The sequence below is a fragment of the Methyloglobulus sp. genome (assembly GCF_040079455.1).
Lineage (GTDB): Bacteria > Pseudomonadota > Gammaproteobacteria > Methylococcales > Methylomonadaceae > Methyloglobulus.
In genome coordinates this window covers 1-20,189 of record NZ_JBEBKJ010000071.1, presented here as the reverse complement: position 1 = coordinate 20,189, position 20,189 = coordinate 1, and the positions used below count along the sequence as shown (strand labels likewise).

At 43.7% G+C, this 20,189-nt stretch carries 24 protein-coding genes and 1 pseudogene; 13 read left to right on the top strand and 12 right to left on the bottom strand.

Translation table 11 applies throughout. From position 1 onward, the window contains the following. Window positions 1–282: 282 nt before the first annotated feature. Entirely contained in the window at window positions 283–1,326 is a 1,044-nt protein-coding gene (locus ABL924_RS14110) for a transporter (protein WP_349027734.1), read from the top strand. A gap of 42 nt (window positions 1,327–1,368) precedes the next feature. Then, window positions 1,369–2,640: a sialidase family protein gene (locus ABL924_RS14105; RefSeq protein WP_349027733.1), complete on the top strand. Its 1,272-nt coding sequence runs from the start codon at window positions 1,369–1,371 to the stop codon at window positions 2,638–2,640. Window positions 2,641–2,910: 270 nt separating this feature from the next. Here ABL924_RS14105 and ABL924_RS14100 read toward each other — a convergent pair whose 3' ends face one another. Next, on the bottom strand, window positions 2,911–3,795 hold the full coding sequence (locus tag ABL924_RS14100) for a DUF3014 domain-containing protein (RefSeq protein WP_349027732.1): 885 nt from the start codon (window positions 3,793–3,795) through the stop codon (window positions 2,911–2,913). Between the two features lie 176 nt (window positions 3,796–3,971). Further along, on the bottom strand, window positions 3,972–4,568 hold the full coding sequence (gene mobA, locus ABL924_RS14095; RefSeq protein WP_349027731.1) for a molybdenum cofactor guanylyltransferase MobA: 597 nt from the start codon (window positions 4,566–4,568) through the stop codon (window positions 3,972–3,974). Between the two features lie 43 nt (window positions 4,569–4,611). On the opposite strand from mobA, the gene ABL924_RS14090 reads away from it, so the two are divergent. The 5 genes from ABL924_RS14090 (at window position 4,612) to ABL924_RS14070 (ending at window position 7,293) form a co-directional block, all read left to right on the top strand. Next, complete coding sequence (locus tag ABL924_RS14090; protein ID WP_349027730.1) at window positions 4,612–5,067, top strand: DUF302 domain-containing protein; 456 nt, start codon at window positions 4,612–4,614, stop codon at window positions 5,065–5,067. Window positions 5,068–5,261: 194 nt separating this feature from the next. Next, entirely contained in the window at window positions 5,262–5,666 is a 405-nt protein-coding gene (locus ABL924_RS14085) for a hypothetical protein (RefSeq protein WP_349027729.1), read from the top strand. Between the two features lie 257 nt (window positions 5,667–5,923). After that, entirely contained in the window at window positions 5,924–6,328 is a 405-nt protein-coding gene (locus ABL924_RS14080; RefSeq protein WP_349027728.1) for a hypothetical protein, read from the top strand. Continuing rightward, complete coding sequence (locus ABL924_RS14075; RefSeq protein ID WP_349027727.1) at window positions 6,321–6,755, top strand: hypothetical protein; 435 nt, start codon at window positions 6,321–6,323, stop codon at window positions 6,753–6,755. Before ABL924_RS14080 ends, ABL924_RS14075 begins: the two co-directional genes overlap by 8 nt. Window positions 6,756–6,921: 166 nt before the next feature. Beyond that, on the top strand, window positions 6,922–7,293 hold the full coding sequence (locus ABL924_RS14070) for a DUF393 domain-containing protein (RefSeq protein ID WP_349027726.1): 372 nt from the start codon (window positions 6,922–6,924) through the stop codon (window positions 7,291–7,293). 86 nt (window positions 7,294–7,379) lie between these two features. Here the strand turns inward: ABL924_RS14070 and ABL924_RS14065 are convergent, their stop codons facing one another. Next, window positions 7,380–7,595, bottom strand: a complete 216-nt coding sequence (locus ABL924_RS14065) for a hypothetical protein (RefSeq protein WP_349027725.1) — start codon at window positions 7,593–7,595, stop codon at window positions 7,380–7,382. A gap of 93 nt (window positions 7,596–7,688) precedes the next feature. Here ABL924_RS14065 and ABL924_RS14060 point away from each other — a divergent pair, with 93 nt between their 5' ends. The 4 genes from ABL924_RS14060 to ABL924_RS14045 all read left to right on the top strand — a co-directional run bounded on the left by ABL924_RS14060 (window position 7,689) and on the right by ABL924_RS14045 (window position 11,176). After that, window positions 7,689–10,076 carry a DNA translocase FtsK 4TM domain-containing protein gene (locus ABL924_RS14060; protein ID WP_349027724.1) on the top strand — a complete coding sequence of 796 codons (2,388 nt, stop codon included), beginning with the start codon at window positions 7,689–7,691 and terminating at the stop codon, window positions 10,074–10,076. A 2-nt stretch (window positions 10,077–10,078) separates the two neighbouring features. After that, window positions 10,079–10,267 (top strand): hypothetical protein, encoded by a 189-nt coding sequence (locus tag ABL924_RS14055; RefSeq protein WP_349027723.1) that lies wholly within the window; start codon window positions 10,079–10,081, stop codon window positions 10,265–10,267. A gap of 4 nt (window positions 10,268–10,271) precedes the next feature. Beyond that, window positions 10,272–10,697: an EamA family transporter gene (locus ABL924_RS14050; RefSeq protein WP_349027722.1), complete on the top strand. Its 426-nt coding sequence runs from the start codon at window positions 10,272–10,274 to the stop codon at window positions 10,695–10,697. A 107-nt stretch (window positions 10,698–10,804) separates the two neighbouring features. Next, complete coding sequence (locus ABL924_RS14045) at window positions 10,805–11,176, top strand: hypothetical protein (protein ID WP_349027721.1); 372 nt, start codon at window positions 10,805–10,807, stop codon at window positions 11,174–11,176. Window positions 11,177–11,306: 130 nt separating this feature from the next. Here the strand turns inward: ABL924_RS14045 and ABL924_RS14040 are convergent, their stop codons facing one another. Continuing rightward, window positions 11,307–11,531 (bottom strand): hypothetical protein, encoded by a 225-nt coding sequence (locus ABL924_RS14040; protein ID WP_349027720.1) that lies wholly within the window; start codon window positions 11,529–11,531, stop codon window positions 11,307–11,309. Between the two features lie 15 nt (window positions 11,532–11,546). Between ABL924_RS14040 and ABL924_RS14035 the strand changes: the two are divergent. Continuing rightward, a pseudogene (locus ABL924_RS14035) lies at window positions 11,547–11,654 on the top strand (IS30 family transposase); the annotation flags it as partial. Here ABL924_RS14035 and ABL924_RS14030 read toward each other — a convergent pair. The 8 genes from ABL924_RS14030 to efp form a co-directional block, all read right to left on the bottom strand. Then, window positions 11,601–11,867 (bottom strand): hypothetical protein, encoded by a 267-nt coding sequence (locus ABL924_RS14030; protein WP_349027719.1) that lies wholly within the window; start codon window positions 11,865–11,867, stop codon window positions 11,601–11,603. The pseudogene ABL924_RS14035 and the gene ABL924_RS14030 sit on opposite strands and share 54 nt — an antisense overlap. Before the next feature lie 252 nt (window positions 11,868–12,119). Next, window positions 12,120–12,728 (bottom strand): ribonuclease HII, encoded by a 609-nt coding sequence (gene rnhB, locus ABL924_RS14025; protein ID WP_349027718.1) that lies wholly within the window; start codon window positions 12,726–12,728, stop codon window positions 12,120–12,122. A 30-nt stretch (window positions 12,729–12,758) separates the two neighbouring features. After that, entirely contained in the window at window positions 12,759–13,535 is a 777-nt protein-coding gene (gene lpxA, locus ABL924_RS14020; protein WP_349027717.1) for an acyl-ACP--UDP-N-acetylglucosamine O-acyltransferase, read from the bottom strand. Then, window positions 13,532–13,972: a 3-hydroxyacyl-ACP dehydratase FabZ gene (gene fabZ / locus ABL924_RS14015; RefSeq protein ID WP_349027716.1), complete on the bottom strand. Its 441-nt coding sequence runs from the start codon at window positions 13,970–13,972 to the stop codon at window positions 13,532–13,534. The genes lpxA and fabZ overlap by 4 nt, the downstream gene beginning before the upstream one ends. Before the next feature lie 59 nt (window positions 13,973–14,031). Further along, on the bottom strand, window positions 14,032–14,532 hold the full coding sequence (locus ABL924_RS14010; protein WP_349027715.1) for an OmpH family outer membrane protein: 501 nt from the start codon (window positions 14,530–14,532) through the stop codon (window positions 14,032–14,034). Window positions 14,533–14,980: 448 nt separating this feature from the next. Beyond that, entirely contained in the window at window positions 14,981–17,299 is a 2,319-nt protein-coding gene (gene bamA / locus ABL924_RS14005) for an outer membrane protein assembly factor BamA (protein WP_349027714.1), read from the bottom strand. Window positions 17,300–17,372: 73 nt separating this feature from the next. Then, window positions 17,373–18,344, bottom strand: a complete 972-nt coding sequence (gene epmA / locus ABL924_RS14000; protein WP_349027735.1) for an EF-P lysine aminoacylase EpmA — start codon at window positions 18,342–18,344, stop codon at window positions 17,373–17,375. 39 nt (window positions 18,345–18,383) lie between these two features. After that, window positions 18,384–18,950 carry an elongation factor P gene (gene efp, locus ABL924_RS13995; protein WP_349027713.1) on the bottom strand — a complete coding sequence of 189 codons (567 nt, stop codon included), beginning with the start codon at window positions 18,948–18,950 and terminating at the stop codon, window positions 18,384–18,386. Between the two features lie 85 nt (window positions 18,951–19,035). Here efp and epmB point away from each other — a divergent pair, with 85 nt between their 5' ends. Then, on the top strand, window positions 19,036–20,064 hold the full coding sequence (gene epmB, locus ABL924_RS13990) for an EF-P beta-lysylation protein EpmB (RefSeq protein WP_349027712.1): 1,029 nt from the start codon (window positions 19,036–19,038) through the stop codon (window positions 20,062–20,064). Window positions 20,065–20,189: the final 125 nt, after the last annotated feature.

Below are 20,189 nucleotides of genomic sequence, written 5' to 3'. Positions count from 1 at the left end.
TTTCAGCCGAATACCGCCCATTAAGGTGAATGCCAATTCAAAAAAATCGGCTTTTGACCAGTCAGCCGGAGTTTCTGCTGTTTGTGCAAAGGTCTCAGAGAGTAAATCTTTTTTCTTTTAGCCTTAAAAATACACACGCACACTTGTTTTTGCTAGCGAGTCCTTTGTCTAGTAATATGATGCCCTTAAAAATGCAGTAAATTTTTTAGCAACAGTATGATTTTTGGCTGCTGTCGCAGATATTTTCGATTAATTCAATAAACATACTACTGAGAGCCAGCTATGAATACATCAAATAAATTGTTTGCAATGATGGCTGTGATGTCCGTATTTACGACGCACAGCACAATTGTTTCAGCCGACCACGGTTCTTTGGGCTTCGGCATAGGCACGGCATCGCCCATAATCACCCAAACGGGGGTAACGCTACCTACCGGCATGTGGGCAGGCGGGATCATCACGCAATTCATAAACTTCGACAGCATTTCAGACCAGCAATTACTTTCGCAGAGCAAAACACACGGTGATGTCCACGATGTAGAAACTTTTTTACAGCCTTCAATATTTGCTGCTTACGGCATTACTGACGATCTGACGCTAGGGCTCAGAATTCCTTATGTGCTGAGATCTAACGTCCGCTCACCGGATGAGGATGGGGGCGAAGTAATTAACCTAGGTGATCCTAGCGGCTTTGGGGATGTTTCTTTTTTTGGGCAATACCGCTTTTATCACAGCGATGATAACTTGAATCATGCATCTTTGGTTGTAGGGCTTAAAACCCCAACCGGACAAACGGGCATCCAGACCGACGCTCCGTCAGCACATCACCATGGAGAGGAAGAGGGGCATAGCGGCAGTCCTTTTGAAGCCCATCACCAACCGGGTGGCGGCGCATGGAGCCCTTCTTTTGGACTTTCATTTACCCGTGCAATGGGAAGTTTTTCGTTTGACACAAGCGCTCTATATACCGTAGCCACCACAGGCGCACAAAAAACTGATCTCGGCGATATTTTCGGTTATAACTTTGCCCTGTCTTATGCGTTTGGCGCGCCTGCGCGCAATAATTTCTTCTCGTCCAGCAATAATGCACCGTGGACTGCGGTTCTGGAACTCAACGGCGAGTGGCAGGATTACCAAAAGACTGACGGCATAATTGACCCTAACTCAGGCGGCAACACCGTATTTATTTCTCCAGGTATTCGATATTCTGGCGGCAAAAGCTGGAATACTGCCTTGTCAATTGGCGCCCCCATCGTCAAAGACACCAATGGCTACCAAACTGACCCTGATTACCGGATTACTTACCGATTTGTAGCAACTTTTTAAAACTTCTTAAGCAAATTGTTTTACCGATTTAAAGATCATCCAATGAAAAAACCAGCGGCCCACAACCACGTTCAAACTACCCAAAAGGGATTTTTTGGACGACTACTGCAACATAGCGGTCATCCGTTAAGATTATTGTTGTTTACGAGTATTGCGTTGGCGCTAATTTCTTCTTGCAGTCATTCAAATCAAGTTAATTTGGGTGCTGGGACAACAAATTACAGCCATTATCCTGATGGCGGTGGCTTGTTCGTTTCTACAGCTTTCGATCCTGACGGTCGTTTATGGCGGGTAGTACCAGAAAAAAAACATATTTATATCGATGTTTCTGATGATTTGGGCAAAACCTTTAGCGTTCCCATTGTCATCAATAATGAATCACAACAAATCAAAGTAAGTGGTGAAAATAGGCCGAGTATTGTTGTTGATCGCACTGGCCATATTTACGTGATTTATGCGGCTGAAAGCACCCAGCCCGTCGCCATCTTCTATAGCGTATCTAAAGATAACGGACTCAGTTTTTCAAAACCGATGCCGCTAAGCGACAAAGCCGCAGATGCCAACACATTTCAAGGTCGATTTGGCGTAAACCGTGACGGTAAAGTTTACGCCTTTTGGCATGATGAGCGTAACCGCACCGACTGGCAACAACCAGGAAATGCCATCTATTACACATCCATTGACAGCAATACTGGGACAAGCGCATCTGCACAAAAAATTTCCGACACCTTATGCGATTGCTGTCGTATTGCTACCGCTTTTGATAAGGGTAACCAAGCCGTTCTATTTACACGCTTTATTTACCCTGTCGGTATCCGAGACCATGGTTTATTGATAACGCAAGCTGATGATGACAAAGAACCGCTAACCTGGCGGGTCACCTTTGACAACTGGATTATCGAAGGTTGCCCAGAACATGGGCCGGCAATTTCTATCAGTGATGACAACCGATACCACATAGTTTGGTTTACTCAAGGCAGTGTCCGTCAAGGTCTGTTTTATGCCTATTCGACCGATGAAGGACAGCATTTTTCAAAACCGTTGGCCTTCGGTGAGCTGAAAAATATGCCTAGCCATCCCGATATTATGGCGCGAGGCAAACATGTCATCCTAACCTGGACAGAATTTAATGGCCGCCAAACTCAGCTTTTTGTGATGCATTCAAACGATGGCGGCGAGACTTGGTTACCGCCTAAGCCTGTTGCACAATTCAGTTCCGAAGCTGACTTCCCGTTTTTGCTGAGTAATAATCAGGCCGTGTTTGTATCCTGGAACAGCAGGACTGAAGGATATCGGTTGATTCCAGTGAATTGATTTTGCTTTGTCATAAGTAGGGATACCAAATCTTGCCCCTCTATAAGCATAGGTATCACACAAGTATCTGACCCTTCTCCCTTGAGGGACGACCGCCAAGGATGGCGGAAGTGCGGCAGCAGGTATGGAGCCTGCGCCGTTAAGGTTGGGATGAGGGGATACAAACAGTTGATTTTATTCTCCTCACCCCAACCCAGCAGGAGAGGAAGTCCGTTGCCTTTTCAACTCGTTGTTTTTATTACGCCGAAAAGTTGTGTAAATACCTATGCTCTATAAGCCTGACCTAGCCAACTGCACCAAAAATTCACGGCATTTAGCTTGAATAATGCGAGTGTTCGCAGCCCCCATGCGTACTATCTGTTTCTGGACTGGACTCAGCGCTTCTAGTTTAGCATCAGCAAACTTGTAATAAACAGATGGCCTTACCAGAGTAATTTGTTCTTCAATTGCAGGGGCAGCAAGAATTTCACCTGCCGCTTTATTGACGATGCTTTCTAATGTTATGTCTTGCGGATAACTGAATTCAGCAAATACCTGTAGCATTAACGGCCTGAGTTTTTGGTAAAGTGCTACTGCGGATTTTGCATCAATAGTCTGGATTGATTGTGCCAATTTATCGTAGCGTTGATAACTTTTAGTTGCAATAACAGTACCATTTGCGCCCTGCTCTACTGAAAATGGCTCCGCAAGCCTAAGAAAACTCATATGCTTGGAACTATGCAAACCCTGAGCAAAATCATTGACTATAAGTACAAACTTCCTGAGCAACTGATCAACATTAAGCCATTGGGCAAACCTTGGAGAAATATTGACTAGTGCTTGCCGCACATAGTCGTCACTGCTTAGTAAATCGGGTAAGTCCGATTGTTGGGTTGAAGATTCAGTATCGTTGCTAGCCAGAATTTCCGGTTCTGCGGACAGGAATTCTAGCTGCTCATCCGCTGCAGATTGTTGCTCATCGGGATATCCCTCTGCAGCAGCGATTTCCTTAGCTGGCACTTTATCCGAAACCGTTGTTTCTGCCTCTTTAAGGTTCTTGAGGTTTTCCATAACATAATACGTACCACTGACTCCAACAGCCAAGGAAATCAGGATAGCTAAAATAAAAATCGTGTTATTGGATTTTTTGTTTCTATTTCTATCGTAACGACTCATATTGAAGTGCGACCCTATATTAGGTTGTGGGTTAAAGCTACAAGGGAATTTTTAGAGATCCCCATAAAGACGAAAGTCCGCTGTTTTGCTTTGAGCCTTTTAAATTCACTGCGTTCACAGACAGCTGCTATAGTCCTAGAAAACAAGCTTGGCCTGGTCATTCCTGGTGAAGATGCCTACCTTTCACGCCGCGTCTCTAACTCAGACAATTCTGCCATAGAATTGATATTTATAAAAATCTTCGCCTCAGTACTGAAATCTACTGTGACCATTTTGTGCTTCTCCAGCCAATGATCGATTTTACGCTGTCCATTTAGCAGATAGTCTTGCAGATTAGGTTTTAATATCACTTTTATCGCAAAAAATACCGGATGTAAGCGTTCACCATCAAAGGCGACCGCAACATCGGCATCAGATGTTTCCTGTGTCGATAGCAATTTTTGCAGATGCTCCGCTTTAACTAAAGGCGAATCGCAAGGCATTACCAACAATAATCCGGTTTCCGCAAACATCATCGCTGTTAACACACCCGCCAAAGGGCCATCAAAGCTGTCTGTTTGGTCACTAACAACCGGCAAACCGAACTCTTTATACTCAGCGATATTCCGGTTGGCATTGATAATCGTCTGGTCTGCGACTGCATTCATGGCGGCGATGGCATAACTCACCATAGGCTGGCCTTTAAAACGAACCAGCCCTTTGTCACGGTTATTCATACGCCGCGCAAGACCACCGGCAAGAATCACGCCCGTTACTTTTGTTTGTGTGCCCATAATGCTAAGCTCTGCCCTGTATTTTTAACGATTCGGTCATAAGATGTTCACACGATGTATCATTCTCGCAAGCTTACTACTCATTGCAAGTTGTGCAACACAGCCTCCCGGTGAGTTTGTACCCTATTATCAGGTTGAAACGCACAAACCTTACGACGATGTGTTAGCTGAACTTGAAGTCGCCATCGCCGAGAATAACTTCAGGATAACCGGACATAGCCGCGTCGGTAAAGTTATCCGCGACCGTGGCACAAAAGATTTCCCCGAATACGATACCGTACAATTTTGTAATCTGACCGAAGCCAAGAAAATCCTGCTAATGTCCCCACATACCATCCGGTACATGCCCTGCAATGTAGTCACCTACCAATTCCAGGGTAAGACCATCATTAGAACCCATTTATTGCCCACGGACACCGACAATAAGGCATTAAATGAATTTTCGGTTAAAATGAATCAAGTATTGAAAAAGATAGTCGATTTTGCGGCGGAAGAATAAGCTGGGTATATGCCCTCTCCCTGAGGGAGAGGGCTAGGGTGAGGGGTTAAATGATTAAATTTATAAACCCTCATCCCGACTTTATCCCTAAGGGAGAAAGAGAGTTTTTGGTTAATACCAACTATTCAAAATCCGCTTATTTTGGTTGCATTAGTTACAGCGCAGTTTCTAACTTAATTGGAAAAATATTACCCATGAAAAAAAATAAAACACATCTTCTAATTGGCTTGTTTACGATGGTTGCAATGACTGGCTGCGCCACAACAGATAAAGCGACATCAGAAAAAACGCCTGAACAAGCGCAAGTAGCTAAAGTTAACGATTACCCCACCCGAGACCGGGTTGAATACGTTTTAAACTGTGTTGCCCAGCACGGCGGACTCAGCTACATCACCCAGTACGCCTGCGGCTGCAAAATAGATAAAATCGCCGAAAAACTCAATTTTGCCGAATATGAAACGGCCCGCACTTTCTCAATGCTAAAAAGTACGCCCGGCGAAGCTGGCGGCGTATTCCGTGATCCCAAGCAATCCAAAGATTTACGGAAACAACTGAAAGAAGCCGAGGCTCATGCAGAGAAGCAGTGTTTTGTTAAATAGTGATATTTAGCTATGCTTTAACGAGGAAGTAATCTTGTATCTTTGGGCTTAATGCCTACATTCAGTCTTTTAAAGTTACAGAAGCCGTATGTATTATTGATTATAGGAAATGTATTTTTTATTATATGATTGATTTTAAAAGTTATTTATATTCAAACAAACATTTAGGCATCTATTTGACGCAAAGTTTTACTTCTTTTAGGATGGCTAATTGTAGTTAGGCAATTTATATGGAACGAACCAACAAGGAGAAAACAATGAAACTTACTGAAGTTCAAGAAATCTTGGCGAAATCGTCGCAAGAGGATTGGATTGTAGATGACGAGTCAGGTTCATTTACCTACAAAAATGATTTGAACTTGCATATAGATAGGGCTGATTTTGACTCATATAGAGAGTTTAATGAGCCATGGGCAACATCTCATCCAGACCCACATGCTGTATCAGTAGAATATGTCGTCAAATACGGGTCATCATTTGTGGATAAACACACATTGGTCTCTGTGGATGGACATAGAGCCACCCTCCCAATGCCAAAATCGATTAATGATCTTCGCGTTACTGAATCTGATGTCAACTTCGCAAAAATAGTGAATATTGGCGATCGAGTTGACGAATATCTAAAAAGGGCACGGCTAGTAGAGGTCGAAGATAATGAGTAAAGACCGTAGCGTAATTTTGGACTATATCAAGTCAGCTAAGCCTAGAAGCACTGGACATAAAATCTTGAGCCAAGATGAGTTCCTCGGAGGTAACGTTGCTCAGATTGAATATAGTGACAATAGCCAAACCTTAACGCAGTGGGTAATTGTTACCAAGCAGCATAAAGGATACGCCGACTCAGAAAGTCAGCTTATACAGCAACTGGAAAGCGCCAGCAATAAAGATCGAGAAAGAGTTGATTGGATTAACCAAGTCTTCAACATTTCTGGCTTAATTGCACTTATTTTAGTTTGTGCCTCTGTATATCTCACCATAAATACTCCAAATGGAAATATTCCAGAGCATTTAAAAGCATCAGTCTTGACCATAGTTGGCTTTTACTTTGGTGGTTTGGTTAAAGGGAAGAAAAATCAGGCAAGTGCCTAGCCCATCATTCAAAATTAATGGGGCCAGTGTCGTTGATTTTTTGCTCGTAGGCTGGGGTGAGGAACGAACCCCAGCATTTTAAGTTTTTTTGAATTCAAAAAGTTAACCCAATCCAAAAAATAGAGCGACCAGCAAACTCCCTCATCACACCTAAGCAAATCTAGATATGCCAAATCAATCGAAAATGAAGGTGTATTACAACTCGGCTTGTCCCGTTTGTAAGGCTGGAATTGAAAGCCAGATGGCCAAGGAAAACCGGTGTGAAATCCAGTGGAATGATGTCCACAAGAACAATGATCTTATATCAGAGGTTCATGCCGATCTTGAATTTGTCAGGGAACGATTGCATGTCATTGACGAAAAAGGCGAACTTCAAATCGGTTTTGACGCTTTTTTGGCTATTTGGCGAAATTCGCCTAGCGAAAGCTGGAAATCGAAGCTTTTTGGACTTCCACTTGTAAAGCCACTTTGCCGTGTTGCATACAATCTATTTGCTGCTGTACTGTACAAATGGAACAAGTCCAATAAACATTGGTAAGGCGGAAAAATAGGGCGGTTAACCGCCCTACATAGGTGATCAATCAGTTTTATCTGCCTTATGTACGCGGCGCAACACCTTAGATCTTATTTTTTGCGTCGCTTCCTGATTGTTTTTCCGGCAACTTCTGCCTTTTTTGCCCCAGATTTTTTAAGCACTAAATCAAAATCAATTTTTTTATCGTCCAGACTTACTCGCGCGACTTTAACCATCACGTTATCGCCGATACGGAATTTGTTACCGGTACGTTCGTCTTTTAACTGGTGGCTGGTGGGTGCGAAGTGGTAGATGAACGTAATCAAGATTTTTAATTTTTTGTTAGTTCAATTAATGTAAAACCTTTCATTATTGGTCTATAATCATGTTTCATTAGAATTTTTATCGCGGGTTCTATTATGGCAGTTGTACTAGAAGAAAAAACATTTCGGAGTTTACGGGAAGTGGCGGTGCTGGTTTTCTTCGCTGGCTCATTATTTTTCTTGATTTCTTTATTTACCTACAATACTGAAGATGCAGGCTGGACGCACAGTAGCACCGCACAAACTGTCACCAATGCAGGCGGCGTAGTCGGCGCGTGGTTGGCAGATTTATGTTTGAGCTTCTTTGGCATAGTCGCTTACTTGATACCCTTTGTTATCATAAGGCATGTGTACTATGTTTATATCCGCGAGATAGAAAACCGCAGAAAAACAATCATTGCATTACACGGATTAGGCTCTGTGATTGTAATTTTATCCAGCACCGCGTTGTTTTATCTACATGTTTTAAGAATTGGCGTGGAACTCCCTGGCAATACGGGCGGTATTATCGGCGAAGAAATTGGCGATGCCTTACTGCTTTTGTGTGGCAATTCTGGCGCGACGGTACTATTAATCGCTTCATTTCTGGCGGGTGTTACCTTAGCTACGCAAATGTCTTGGTTGACGATTTTAGATCTCATCGGAAAATACTCGGTGCAATTGGTGGACGCGGTTGGAAGTAGCGTACTGCGTTTCTGGGAGTTGGTTAGCAACCGACCAAGGCCGGCCATTGTGGCTGGATTTACTGAGCAAAAATTAGAGGCATATTTTAAACCTGCTTTTTCATCAAGCAAACCTACAACATCATCGCAATCAATACCTGCATCTAGCGGTAGCACCACAAAAAGCCCAGTACCTGAAGTAAAATTACCCGAACTTATCTCCAACATTTTCAGCCCTATCGAAAAATCTGGTGATAAGCTAACAAAACAACCACAAAAACAACAATCTCCACGACCTAGCCAAAAAGCCAGCAATGGCGAAGTATTACCCGCATTAACGCTGCTTGATAACCGCGACACCCGCGTTAAAGGTTATACCCAAAGCGATTTGGAAGAAATGTCTCGACTGGTGGAAGCCATACTCGCCGATTTTAATGTGTCGGTAGAGGTCGTAGGCTTTCTGCCCGGCCCTGTGATTACGCGCTTTGAATTGCAACCCGCAGCGGGTGTTAAAGTTAGCCGTATCAGTAGCTTATCGAAAGATTTGGCACGGGCATTGTCCGTCACTAGCGTACGTATCGTTGAAGTCATTCCTGGCAAATCGGTGATCGGCCTGGAAATCCCTAACCGCGAACGTGAAATGGTCACCTTACGCGAACTGCTGGCATCACGATCCTTTGAAAAATCCCCTTCCCTATTGACGCTTGCAATGGGCAAGGACATATCAGGCCAACCACTTATGGCCGACTTGGGCAAAATGCCCCATGCGCTGGTCGCGGGAACAACCGGTTCAGGTAAGTCGGTTGGCATCAACTCCATGATCTTGAGTTTGCTTTACAAGGCAACACCCGAACAAGTACGGATGATTATGATCGACCCGAAAATGCTGGAATTGTCTGTTTACGAAGGTATTCCGCATCTATTGACACCAGTCGTCACCGATATGAAAGAGGCCCAAAATGCGTTGCGTTGGGCAGTGGCGGAAATGGAACGGCGTTATAAGCTGATGTCAAAGATGGGCGTTAGAAACCTTGCCGGTTTCAATCAATTGATTGAAGATGCCGCTGCCAATGGCAAAACTATTCGTGACCCCATGTTCCAAATGCTAAACCCATTGGCCGAGGGTGAGGAATTCCCAACACTAGAAACTTTGCCCAGCATCGTCATCGTCATCGACGAATTAGCCGACATGATGATGATTGTTGGCAAAAAAGTGGAAGAATTGATTGCACGGCTGGCGCAAAAAGCCCGTGCCGCTGGTATTCACTTAGTGTTAGCTACCCAACGTCCATCGGTGGATGTCTTGACCGGATTGATTAAAGCTAATATTCCCACGCGGATTTCTTTTCAAGTTTCATCCCGCATAGATTCACGAACCATCCTCGACCAGGGTGGCGCGGAAGCCCTGTTAGGTAACGGCGACATGCTGTTTTTGCCTTCCGGTACCAGCATACCCATTCGTGCACATGGCGCTTTTGTTGACGACAACGAGGTGCATCGCGTCGTTGAATTTTTAAAACAGACTGCGCCGCCAAATTACTTGAACGAAATCACCCAGGAAAGCTTCGAAAATAGCGACGGTTTCGGCACCTCTGGCGGTAGTTATAGCAGCGATCCAGAATCAGACAGCTTATATGACCAAGCCGTGGAATTTGTCACCCAATCCAGGAAAGCCTCAATTTCCAGCATTCAGCGGCGTTTTAAAGTCGGCTACAACCGTGCCGCCACAATGATTGAAGACATGGAAGCCGCCGGAGTTGTTAGCCCAGCAGAAACCAACGGCACACGTATGGTACTAGCACCCTCCCCCGTCCGGGATTAAGGATGTCATACGCGATAATAGGCACGGTGCTGGTGATTATTTCATCAGCACTTAGCCTGTTAATCCTCAGACTCAATGCCGCCCAACAACCCAAACAAGTCAAAATCATCCTATTTGGCTTGTATTTCTGGGGCTTCATTTTTTTGCAACTGGCTGTTTGTGCTGTGATTTATTACTTCCAAAAGCAATAAACCCATGGAAAAGTGGGTCGCCTACGCATTCCTTTCAATGCTATTTGCCGGATTTACCTCCGTAATCGCCAAAATGGGCTTGGCCGGTATCTCCGGCGACCTCGCCCTCACCATACGTACCCTGTTTGTCAGCTTATTTGTATTGGGCTTTGCAGCGACAGTCATACCCGCTAGCGATTATTCATTGCTCAACCGGACAAACATACTTTGGCTAGGTCTATCCGCTCTCACCACCACACTCTCGTGGATTTTTTACTATAAGGCGCTGAAACTGGGCGATGTGGCAACCGTCGCATTGATTGACAAAGGCAGCGCCGTGGTCGCTATCTTACTCGCTTGGCTTTTGCTCAAAGAAGTGATTACGCTACGTATTCTTATCGGTGGGGCTTTGATTGTTGGCGGGTTGTTGGTGATGGTTAAAAAGCCATGAAAATATAGACTACATTTCTGAATGCATTATTTTTATGTCAATTTTCGTATGTATTAATGCAATTACCCTATACTTTTATCAAATTTGAAACACAATCCGAGATTAAAATGAAAATACTATCAACTATTTTGTTATTCACAGTATCTTTTAACGTGTTTTCAGCACCTCTTGCAAAGCCTGATGATGTTTATCAGCTCAATTTAAGCTCGGATATTATGTCAAGAGCGAAAACTTTTAGAGTTACCAAAATAAAGGGAAATATAATTTATTTTTCGTACAATGACTTATATAAGATAAACGGAAAAGAAGAAGTAACAGATGGATTTTGGCAAATGGACTGCAAGAAAAAAGTTTTTCGTGATGAAGATAAGCAAGATGGCAACGATACCGAATGGATGAAAATTGGAGACAACTCAAACGCAACAGAAGTATACAAGGCTGCTTGCCTTAATGAAAAATCCGCTGCTGTACGCTATTAAAAATAAAAATGCAAATGTTGTAATTATTACTATCATTGCAGCAAGTAGCCCCAGATGGAGCTTTGCGGAATCCGGGGTTTTCGTGGCTTCAATGTCCCCTATTCCGTTGCACTTCATATGGACTAATAACTCAAGTTTGTGCATGGAAAACACGCTCCATAACATGTGGCGGGAGCGTAATGCGGTCAAATAAAGTGGCAGGGTAGAGATAATCTTCGCCTGATTCATCAATAACTCGGATTTGATTATGTTTTTCCGCGTCAGCGTCCACTATGATTTCATAAAGTTTCCGCATTTCGAGCGAGACCTCATAACCGTGGTTATCAACGCATATAGCAAATTCATGTTTATCCATGGTTGTTCCAGATAACGCTTATTCCCTGTCTACTGGTAGGGCATCTTGATCAAAGGCAAAGGCAACCGCTCAGCGGCAGGTACTTTTGTTGGAAGAACCACGTTGTTTACAGTCTTGGCCAAAACGCATGCCTACCTGTAAACGACGTTCAACTCTGGGCTTGGCAGAAGTCTTAACGGCTCGTGCTTGCGTTAATACCGCACGATACTTTCTCCCGCAATAGGCGGTAGCACGCTTCACCACAGGCCGCTCCCAGCCATTGCAACGCAACTCCCGCGTGATCGTCGATACAGAAAGCCCCAAACTCTCTGCAATCCACGATGGCTTGAAGCCCAAGGTCAACTGCGTTTGGATTAAACTACGCTCACAGGTATCTACACAAGTATCTGCCCCTTCTCTCTCGAGGGAGAAGCCTGGGATGAGGGGGATGAATAGTTGATTTTATTCTCCTCACCCCAACCCTCTCCAGCAGGAGAGGGAGTACGTTTCTTTTTCAACTCGTTGTTTTTATTACGTCAAAAAGTTGTGTAGATACCTATGGCTATGCCCTGTGTTCTGTGCTTGTATTTTTCCATGCAATATTTTCCTTCAAAAGATGTTGTACTTCAATTTTGAGCGAACCGGATTAAATGTCCGTCTATGGATGTCCAAGCAACCAAATTTTTCAATTTCGGCGATATGCTGTTTAGTGCCGTAACCTTTGTGAATGTGAAAAGAAAAATCTGGATATTGGGCATGGTAATCAACCATGATCGCATCACGGGTCACTTTGGCTAAGATGGATGCGGCGCTGATGGCTTTTACCTTGCTGTCGCCTTTGACGATAGCTTGAGCGGGAATAGCTAGATTAGGTAACTTATTACCATCGACCAGAACCAGCTCAGGTAACAAAGATAAGCCGTTTACTGCCCGTTGCATAGCCAACAACGTGGCTTGCAGGATGTTTATTTGGTCTATTTCGGTGACGCTAGCTTGTGCTATCGAGTAACTTAAAGCGTGTTGTTTGATAAGTACCGCAAGGCGGTTTCGTTGAGCTTCTGAGAGTTTTTTAGAGTCTGCCAAGCCTTCGATTGGCTTATTGGTATCAAGAATTACCGCAGCAGCAACAACAGACCCAGCAAGTGGACCGCGACCTGCTTCATCGACTCCGGCAATAACACCTACCCATCCTGCCTCAATCAAAGAATTATTAGTCATCGTGAGTTCAAGACAAAAGGTTTGCTCGTTTTACCGCAATATGCCCCGACTGACACTACGCAAAAAATTAACCATCGCCGACAATTCTTTGCTGTCGCCTGCCAAGTCTTCCATTTGGTCGATGGCATCTTCAAGACGCAAGTTCATCTTGTAGATCATTTTGTAGGCTTTACGGATTAAGCGGATGTCTTCGGCAGATATGCCATTACGTTCCATGCCGACAGAATTGATACCGTGAGGCTTGGTCGGTTTGCCACCTACCATAACGAACGGCGGAATATCCTGGGTTATCGCACTGCCCATGGCCGCAAAACTGTACTGACCAATCTTGGTAAACTGATGCACCAAGGTAAAACCGCCAAGAATGGCATGACTATGGAGTTGTACGTGGCCTGCCAGGGACGCGCCATTCGCCATGATAACGTGATTGCCGATAACGCAGTCATGCGCGACGTGGGTATAAGCCATGAACAGATTATCACTGCCGATTCTAGTGACGCTTCGATCCTGCTTAGTGCCACGATGCAGGGAGGAAAATTCACGTATCGTGTTGCGGTCGCCAATTTCCAGCCGAGTTATCTCGGCGGCATATTTCTTGTCTTGCGGATCTTCACCAATCGAACAAAACTGATAAATGCGATTTTCTTTGCCAATTGTGGTGGGGCCTTTTATGACCACATGAGAACCGATAACCGTACCCGAACCAATTTTTACGCCATCACCGATAACGCTGTACGGGCCTATAGCTACATTGCCGTCTAATTCAGCACCGCTATCGATGATTGCCGTTGAATGTATCAAACTCAAGGTACTACGGCCGCACAACGGATTTCAGCGCTGGCGACAAAATCACCATCAACCTCGGCACGACATTCGAATGCCCAGATATTGCGTTTGCTCCTGACGAACAAAGCTTCTAGCATTAATTGATCCCCAGGTACGACTGGCCTTTTAAACTTTGCCTTATCAATGCCAACCAAATAATAAATCATCCCACCTAATTCATCCGACGATTCCGAAGCCAATAAGCCCGTCGCTTGCGCCAATGCTTCTAAAATCAGCACCCCAGGCATAATGGGCTTTTGGGGGAAATGGCCTTGAAAATAAGGTTCGTTATACGTACAGTTTTTCACCCCTAGCAACCTAACACCGGGTTCGCATTCAATCACTTTGTCAACCAACAGAAATGGATAGCGATGTGGCAAAAATGATTGAATCTGTAAAATATCTAATGTGATAGACATAGATTTAAGGGCTTAACAATAAATATGACGGGATTGAGACTAATTCAATAGGATCTTGATTACTCAGGCATTGTTGCAAGCTTTTGTTGCAACTGGCTGGTTATGTCCATCTGTGGGTTGGAATAAATAACACCGTCGGTCAAAATCAAGTCAAATTCTTGATCTTTAGCAATAGCACGGATTGACTCAACAATGCGCTTTTGTAACTTGCCCAACTCGTCATTACGGCGAGCATTGAAGTCTTCACTGAATTCCTGCTGTGACCGTTTAGCATCCCTCATTTTGTTCTGGATATCGGTTTCCGTTCTATTACGCTGGGATTCACTCATTGTAGAAGCATCCTTCTTAAATTTCTCCTGCATAGACTGGATTTCTTTTTGTTGGCTAACTAACTGGTTGTCGCGCGGCTTAAATTCTTGCTCCAGGCGCTTTTTGGCTTTTTCAGCTTGCGGAGCTTTTTCGAGAACCTTCGCTATTTCGACAACCCCAATCTTCAAGTCAGCAAAGCTGACATTGGCAACCAGAAATAATCCTATAAATAATGCTATTTTCGTTTTCATTGTTGATTCAATCTCCATACAGTTAAAAAATTCATTTTACATTTAAGTGGCTATTGCAAGACTTACAACAACCGACGGTATTCAATATACCGTTAAGTTCAAACACGATAAGCGCATGACGTTTTATCGGATAATAATTGCAGCCTATATCCGATTGCCCCTAAATTAAGGATTAGAAGCAAAATTTATAATTAATAAAAACGTTCTCTATATTTCGCCTTTAGAATTAAGGCAAAGAAGGTCAATAGCCGTCAAAGTTAATCTAAATACGTAAAAACGTTGATTTTTACATAGTCCCATTATGAGTGGGTTAAATTATAGGGGATAAGACCATTAAACCAAAAATTTATCCATAAACCAAAGCAGCTTTGATTATCTTATAACGCTATTACGCCAATAAATTCTTGGATAAGCATCAAAATTGTAGCTTTATCAAATAACTACAATATTAAAAATTTTGACCAAAGTTGAATTGAAAAGGCTGTGTTTGGTCTGGCTGATTTATATCTTTCTTATCCGCATTCAAGGGTACTGCCGCACTCACTGATAACGCCCCAAAAGGTGACAACCATTCGCCCGATAACCCCGCCGCATATTTCATTCTGTTAAAACCGAAGCCGTTTTGAATTCGTCCCGCATCAAAGAACACTCCTAAACGAACCGATTTTACATCCTGCAAAAAAGGCACGGGGAAAAACAGCTCAGCACTACCTACGATTTTAGTGGAGCCACCAAAAGGCAGCGGTTGTCTTTTGGTGTTTCCAATCGGCGTGTCTCTTGGGCCTAGCGTATTGTTTTTAAAACCACGCACGGATCCTGTACCACCACCGTAGTAGTTTTCAAAGAATGGCAACTGATCAGTTTTACCATAACCATCACCATAGGCAATATCAGCTAATAACCTGAAGGTAAAGTCCGATGATAGAGGAAAATATTCCTGATGCTTATAGCTCAACTTGTAGTACTCCAGATCACTGATACCTGGAATGGTTATTAATCCAGATAAGCGTTGCTGCCCTCCGCTACTAGGGAATATTGCTCGGTTTAGGGTGTCGTGTGTCCAGCCAATAGAGGGCGCTAACGTCAAATAAGGATCATTAAACTTATCTATGAAATCATTAATCTGCTTAGATGAATTCGTCCCTGTTTTTAAATTGGTGTGCTTTAGATCAAGACCAAACCGTATCTGATCGAATTCGTTCAACGGAACCCCTAAATCCAAACCTGCATTAGCGACCGTCGTTGAATAATTGGCAATGTTAATCTGCCCCGCATTTCGATCTGTATAACCCAAGTTATACCCTAAACTTACTCCATCGGTCGTAAAATAAGGGTTAAAAAATCCAAACTGATAACTGGTCAAATAATCACTGTTGTTAAATGCGAGATTGACCCGCTTACCGGAACCAAAGACGTTATCCTGGGACAAATTGGCATTAATCACGATACCTTGTACTTGTGAAAAGCCAATACCTGCCGATAAGTTACCGGAAGACTTCTCGACGACGGTGTAATTGACATCAAGTTGGTCTGCCGTGCCAGGGACGGGCGGGGTTTCGACATTGACAGTCTCAAAATAACCCAGCCGCTCAAGCCGTGTTTTTGAACGCTCAATTTTGGAACTGGATGCCCAACTGGATTCCATCTGGCGCATTTCGCGGCGCAAGACTTCGTCGCGGGTTTTGGTGTTGCCGGTGTAATTGATACGCCGCACGTAAGCGCGTTTGCCAGGATCGACAAAAAAAGCCATGTCTACGGTTTTATTGGCTTCGTGAATTTCCGGCACCATATTAACGTTAGCAAACGCGTAGCCATCATCGCCTAAACGATCCTGAATGGCTTTGGAAGTTTCTGTGGCATTTTTCCTGGAAAACGTTTCGCCAGGCCCTACCGTCATCAGCTTGATAAGCTCATCGGGTTTCACGACCAGATTGCCCGTCAGCTTGACTTTTTCTAGCTTATAAATAGCACCTTCCTTGACATTGATGGTGACATAAATATCTTTTTTGTCCGGCGTAATGGCAACTTGGGTGGATTCAATAGTAAAGTTGATATAACCCCTATCTAGGTAATAAGACCGTAAGGTTTCAAGGTCAGCTTGCAGTTTTTGCTTAGAATATTGGTCATCTTTTGAATAGAACGACAGAAGATTGGTGGTATTTAGCTCTAACTTTTTCAGCAAGATTTTATCATCGAACGCCTTATTGCCGACGATATTAATTTCCTTGATTTTTGTAACACGGCCTTCGGAAATGTTGATACGGATACCGACCCGATTGCGGGTCAAATTAGCCACTTCGGTCTTGATTTTTAAGCTGTATTTGCCGTGGCTGAGGTACTGGCGTTTTAATTCAAGTTCGACTTTGTCCAGCACTTGTTTGTCAAATATCTTGCCTTCGGACAAACCGATCTTATCTAACGCTTTAGTCAAGTCATCCTTGCTTATATCCTTGTTGCCTTCAAAAATAATTTTTGCAATCGACGGCCGTTCAACCACATTAACAATCAACGCCGAGCCTTCTCTCTCGAGGGAAACATCCTTAAAAAACCCAGTCTTGAATAAGGCTTTTATGGCTGGCCCGACATTGCTTAGGGAAAAGCGTTCACCCACATTGACAGGCAGGTAATTGAAAACTGTTCCTTCAGAAATGCGTTGCAATCCCTTGACTTGGATATCGCTAACAATGAATTCTACGTCAGATTTGACCGACTGAGAAACGAGTAGCAGGCACAGCAGTAAAAAACGTATAAGTATGTGTAATTTCATTTAAACCTAAAGAAACGTCGTCGTGTCTGCTATAAAAACAAGGGGATTATAATACAGCAAATATTCAATCAACTTAAGCCTTGCTTATGGAAAAAGCTAAAACGTCGTCGATTGTTGCGCTATTCGACAGCAACATCAGGATTCGATCCAAGCCTATCGCTATGCCTGAACAGTCCGGCAAACCTAGCTCTAATGCGGCTAATAGGCGTTCATCCTTGACTACATTCGGACGTTTATTGCCTTGCCTAATCGTAATCTCTTTGTCAAAACGCCGTTCCTGTTCTTTTGCATCACTGAGTTCATAATAGCCATTTCCCAGCTCAACGCCGTTGATAAATAGCTCAACACGGTCTGTAATTAAGGGGTTACCTTGATTAATTCTAGCCAATGAAGACATACAAGCAGGATAGCCATGCACCATACATAGGGCATTTTTCCCCAAATGCGGCTGAATTTGATGGCTAAAAATAAAATCCAGCCAGACTACGTGGTCGTGTCCGCAGAGGGTCGTCGCGTCAATAAGATCGCTATCATGGGCATATTTGGCGTAGTCTTGGCAAGAAAACACCAGAGGATCCAAGCCAGTCGTTTGCTGAAAAAGACTTTGATAGCTCACTTTTTGTGTTGCTTGCAGTGGGCAGGCATCAAACAAAAAGGCAATCAATTTATCCACTTCGTTCATCAATTGCGACAAGTTAAAGCCAACGCGATACCACTCCAGCAAAGTAAATTCAGGATTATGAAAGCGCCCTGATTCGCCATTTCTGAAAGCCTTACAGATCTGAAAAATTGACCCACTACCCGCAGCAAGTAGGCGTTTCATGGCAAATTCTGGCGAAGTCTGCAAAAACAGCGTCCGTTGTTTGGGCGGCAGTTGATAGTCCGTGGTGAAAAAATCCAGGTTTGGGTCGGTGCCGATTGCACTGCACAATAACGGCGTTTCCACTTCCAACACATTTCTTTCTGCAAAAAATCGGCGGATTTTCTGTAGCGTTTGCGCTCGTAAGCTAAGCAACTCTGGGGAGCAGGACGGCTGCCAATCCATCCTCGATTCTTCCAATATCAAACCTTACTAATAACGTTGTTATTTAACCCGTGAAATATATTCACCGGTACGCGTATCAACCTTAATCACTTCACCAATCTGCACAAACAAAGGCACCCGCACCACTGCTCCAGTATCCAGCTTGGCTGGTTTGCCGCCGCCGCCAGACGTATCTCCACGCACACCAGGATCAGTTTCAACAATTGTCAATTCAACAAAATTGGCGGGAGTAACCGCCAGCGGTGCATCATTCCAGAGCGTAACCGTGCAGGAATCCTGGTCTTTAAGCCACTTTGCCGCGTCGCCAACAATTTTCTCATCCGCTTGGTACTGCTCAAAGGTATCGGGCTTCATAAAATGCCGATATTCGCCATCGCCGTATAGGTATTGCATATCGACATCCATAACATCAGCGCCTTCTAGCGATTCACCCGACTTAAAAGTGCGTTCGATCACGCGACCGGTTTTGAGATTCCTGATTTTGACCCGACTGAACGCCTGTCCTTTGCCCGGCTTGACGAACTCATTTTCAATAATGGCACACGGATCATTGTCCAACATGACCTTTAATCCAGCTTTAAACTCACTCGTACTGTAAACAGCCATTCTATCCTCTAATCGAATCAATAAACTAAGTGGGGGCATTATATAATAGACGTTGTCCTCGAAAGAAACCTAAATACGCCAGTTCATGCCAAAGCCGCAATCAGAAGCACTCCATTTCGCCCTTAACTGGCAACAGCAACTTTCCGAAGCGTTTACCAACATTGAAAATTTATGCGAATATCTGGAGCTAAAACTAGACGACTTACCTATTTCAATCACCGCCAGCAAACAGTTTGCAATGCGTGTTCCGTTAAGCTTTGCCGCCAGCATGGAAAAAGGCAATCCTGACGATCCTTTATTGCGGCAAGTATTGCCCATTCGTGATGAACTTATTGATTATTCAGGGTTTAGCAACGATCCTGTCGGCGATATTCAGGCCGCTGTGCAGCCAGGCATCTTACACAAATACCACGGACGGGTGTTGTTAATCAATACAGGTAGTTGTGCGATTAATTGCCGATATTGTTTCCGCCGAAACTTCCCCTATAACGAATTACAACTCAGCAAACAGCAAGAAAGCGGCGCAATCGAATACATTAAATCCGACCCAACAATTAACGAAGTCATCTTAAGTGGCGGCGATCCCTTGCTGCTAAGCGATGCACGGTTAGAACAACTTATTAAGCAATTGGACGCAATAGATCATATCAAGCGCATCAGAATCCATAGCCGTTTACCTATCGTATTGCCAGCACGGGTGACGATTGAATTAGTAAATATCCTGGTAAATTGCAGTAAACAAATGGTTCTTGTCGTTCATGCCAATCATTCTAATGAGATCAATAATCGGGTTGTGACTGCCTTCAACTTATTAAAAAATAAAGGCATTACCTTATTCAACCAATCTGTTCTACTAAAAGGAGTTAATGACAACGCGGCAAGCTTATGTAAACTAAGCGAGCAGCTTTTTGCCAATGGTATCATCCCCTACTATCTACATTTATTGGATAAAGCGACCGGAACAGGCCATTTTGAAATTCCAGAAGAAGATGCAAGGCGAATCATGACACAAGCTCAAGATCGACTACCTGGCTATCTAGTCCCCAAATTGGTGAAAGAAATCGCCGGTGCCAAGTCTAAGCAATACGTCTTTACAGAGTTGTTAAGTCCATAAAACCCTTTATTCCGAACGACTGGAAAGGGCCGAATGGTGACGATGATAAACGGGCGGATACAAATTATTGGTGGTGAGCTATGAAAGCTTATTTTTTGAACTTGATAAAAAATTTGTATTTATTT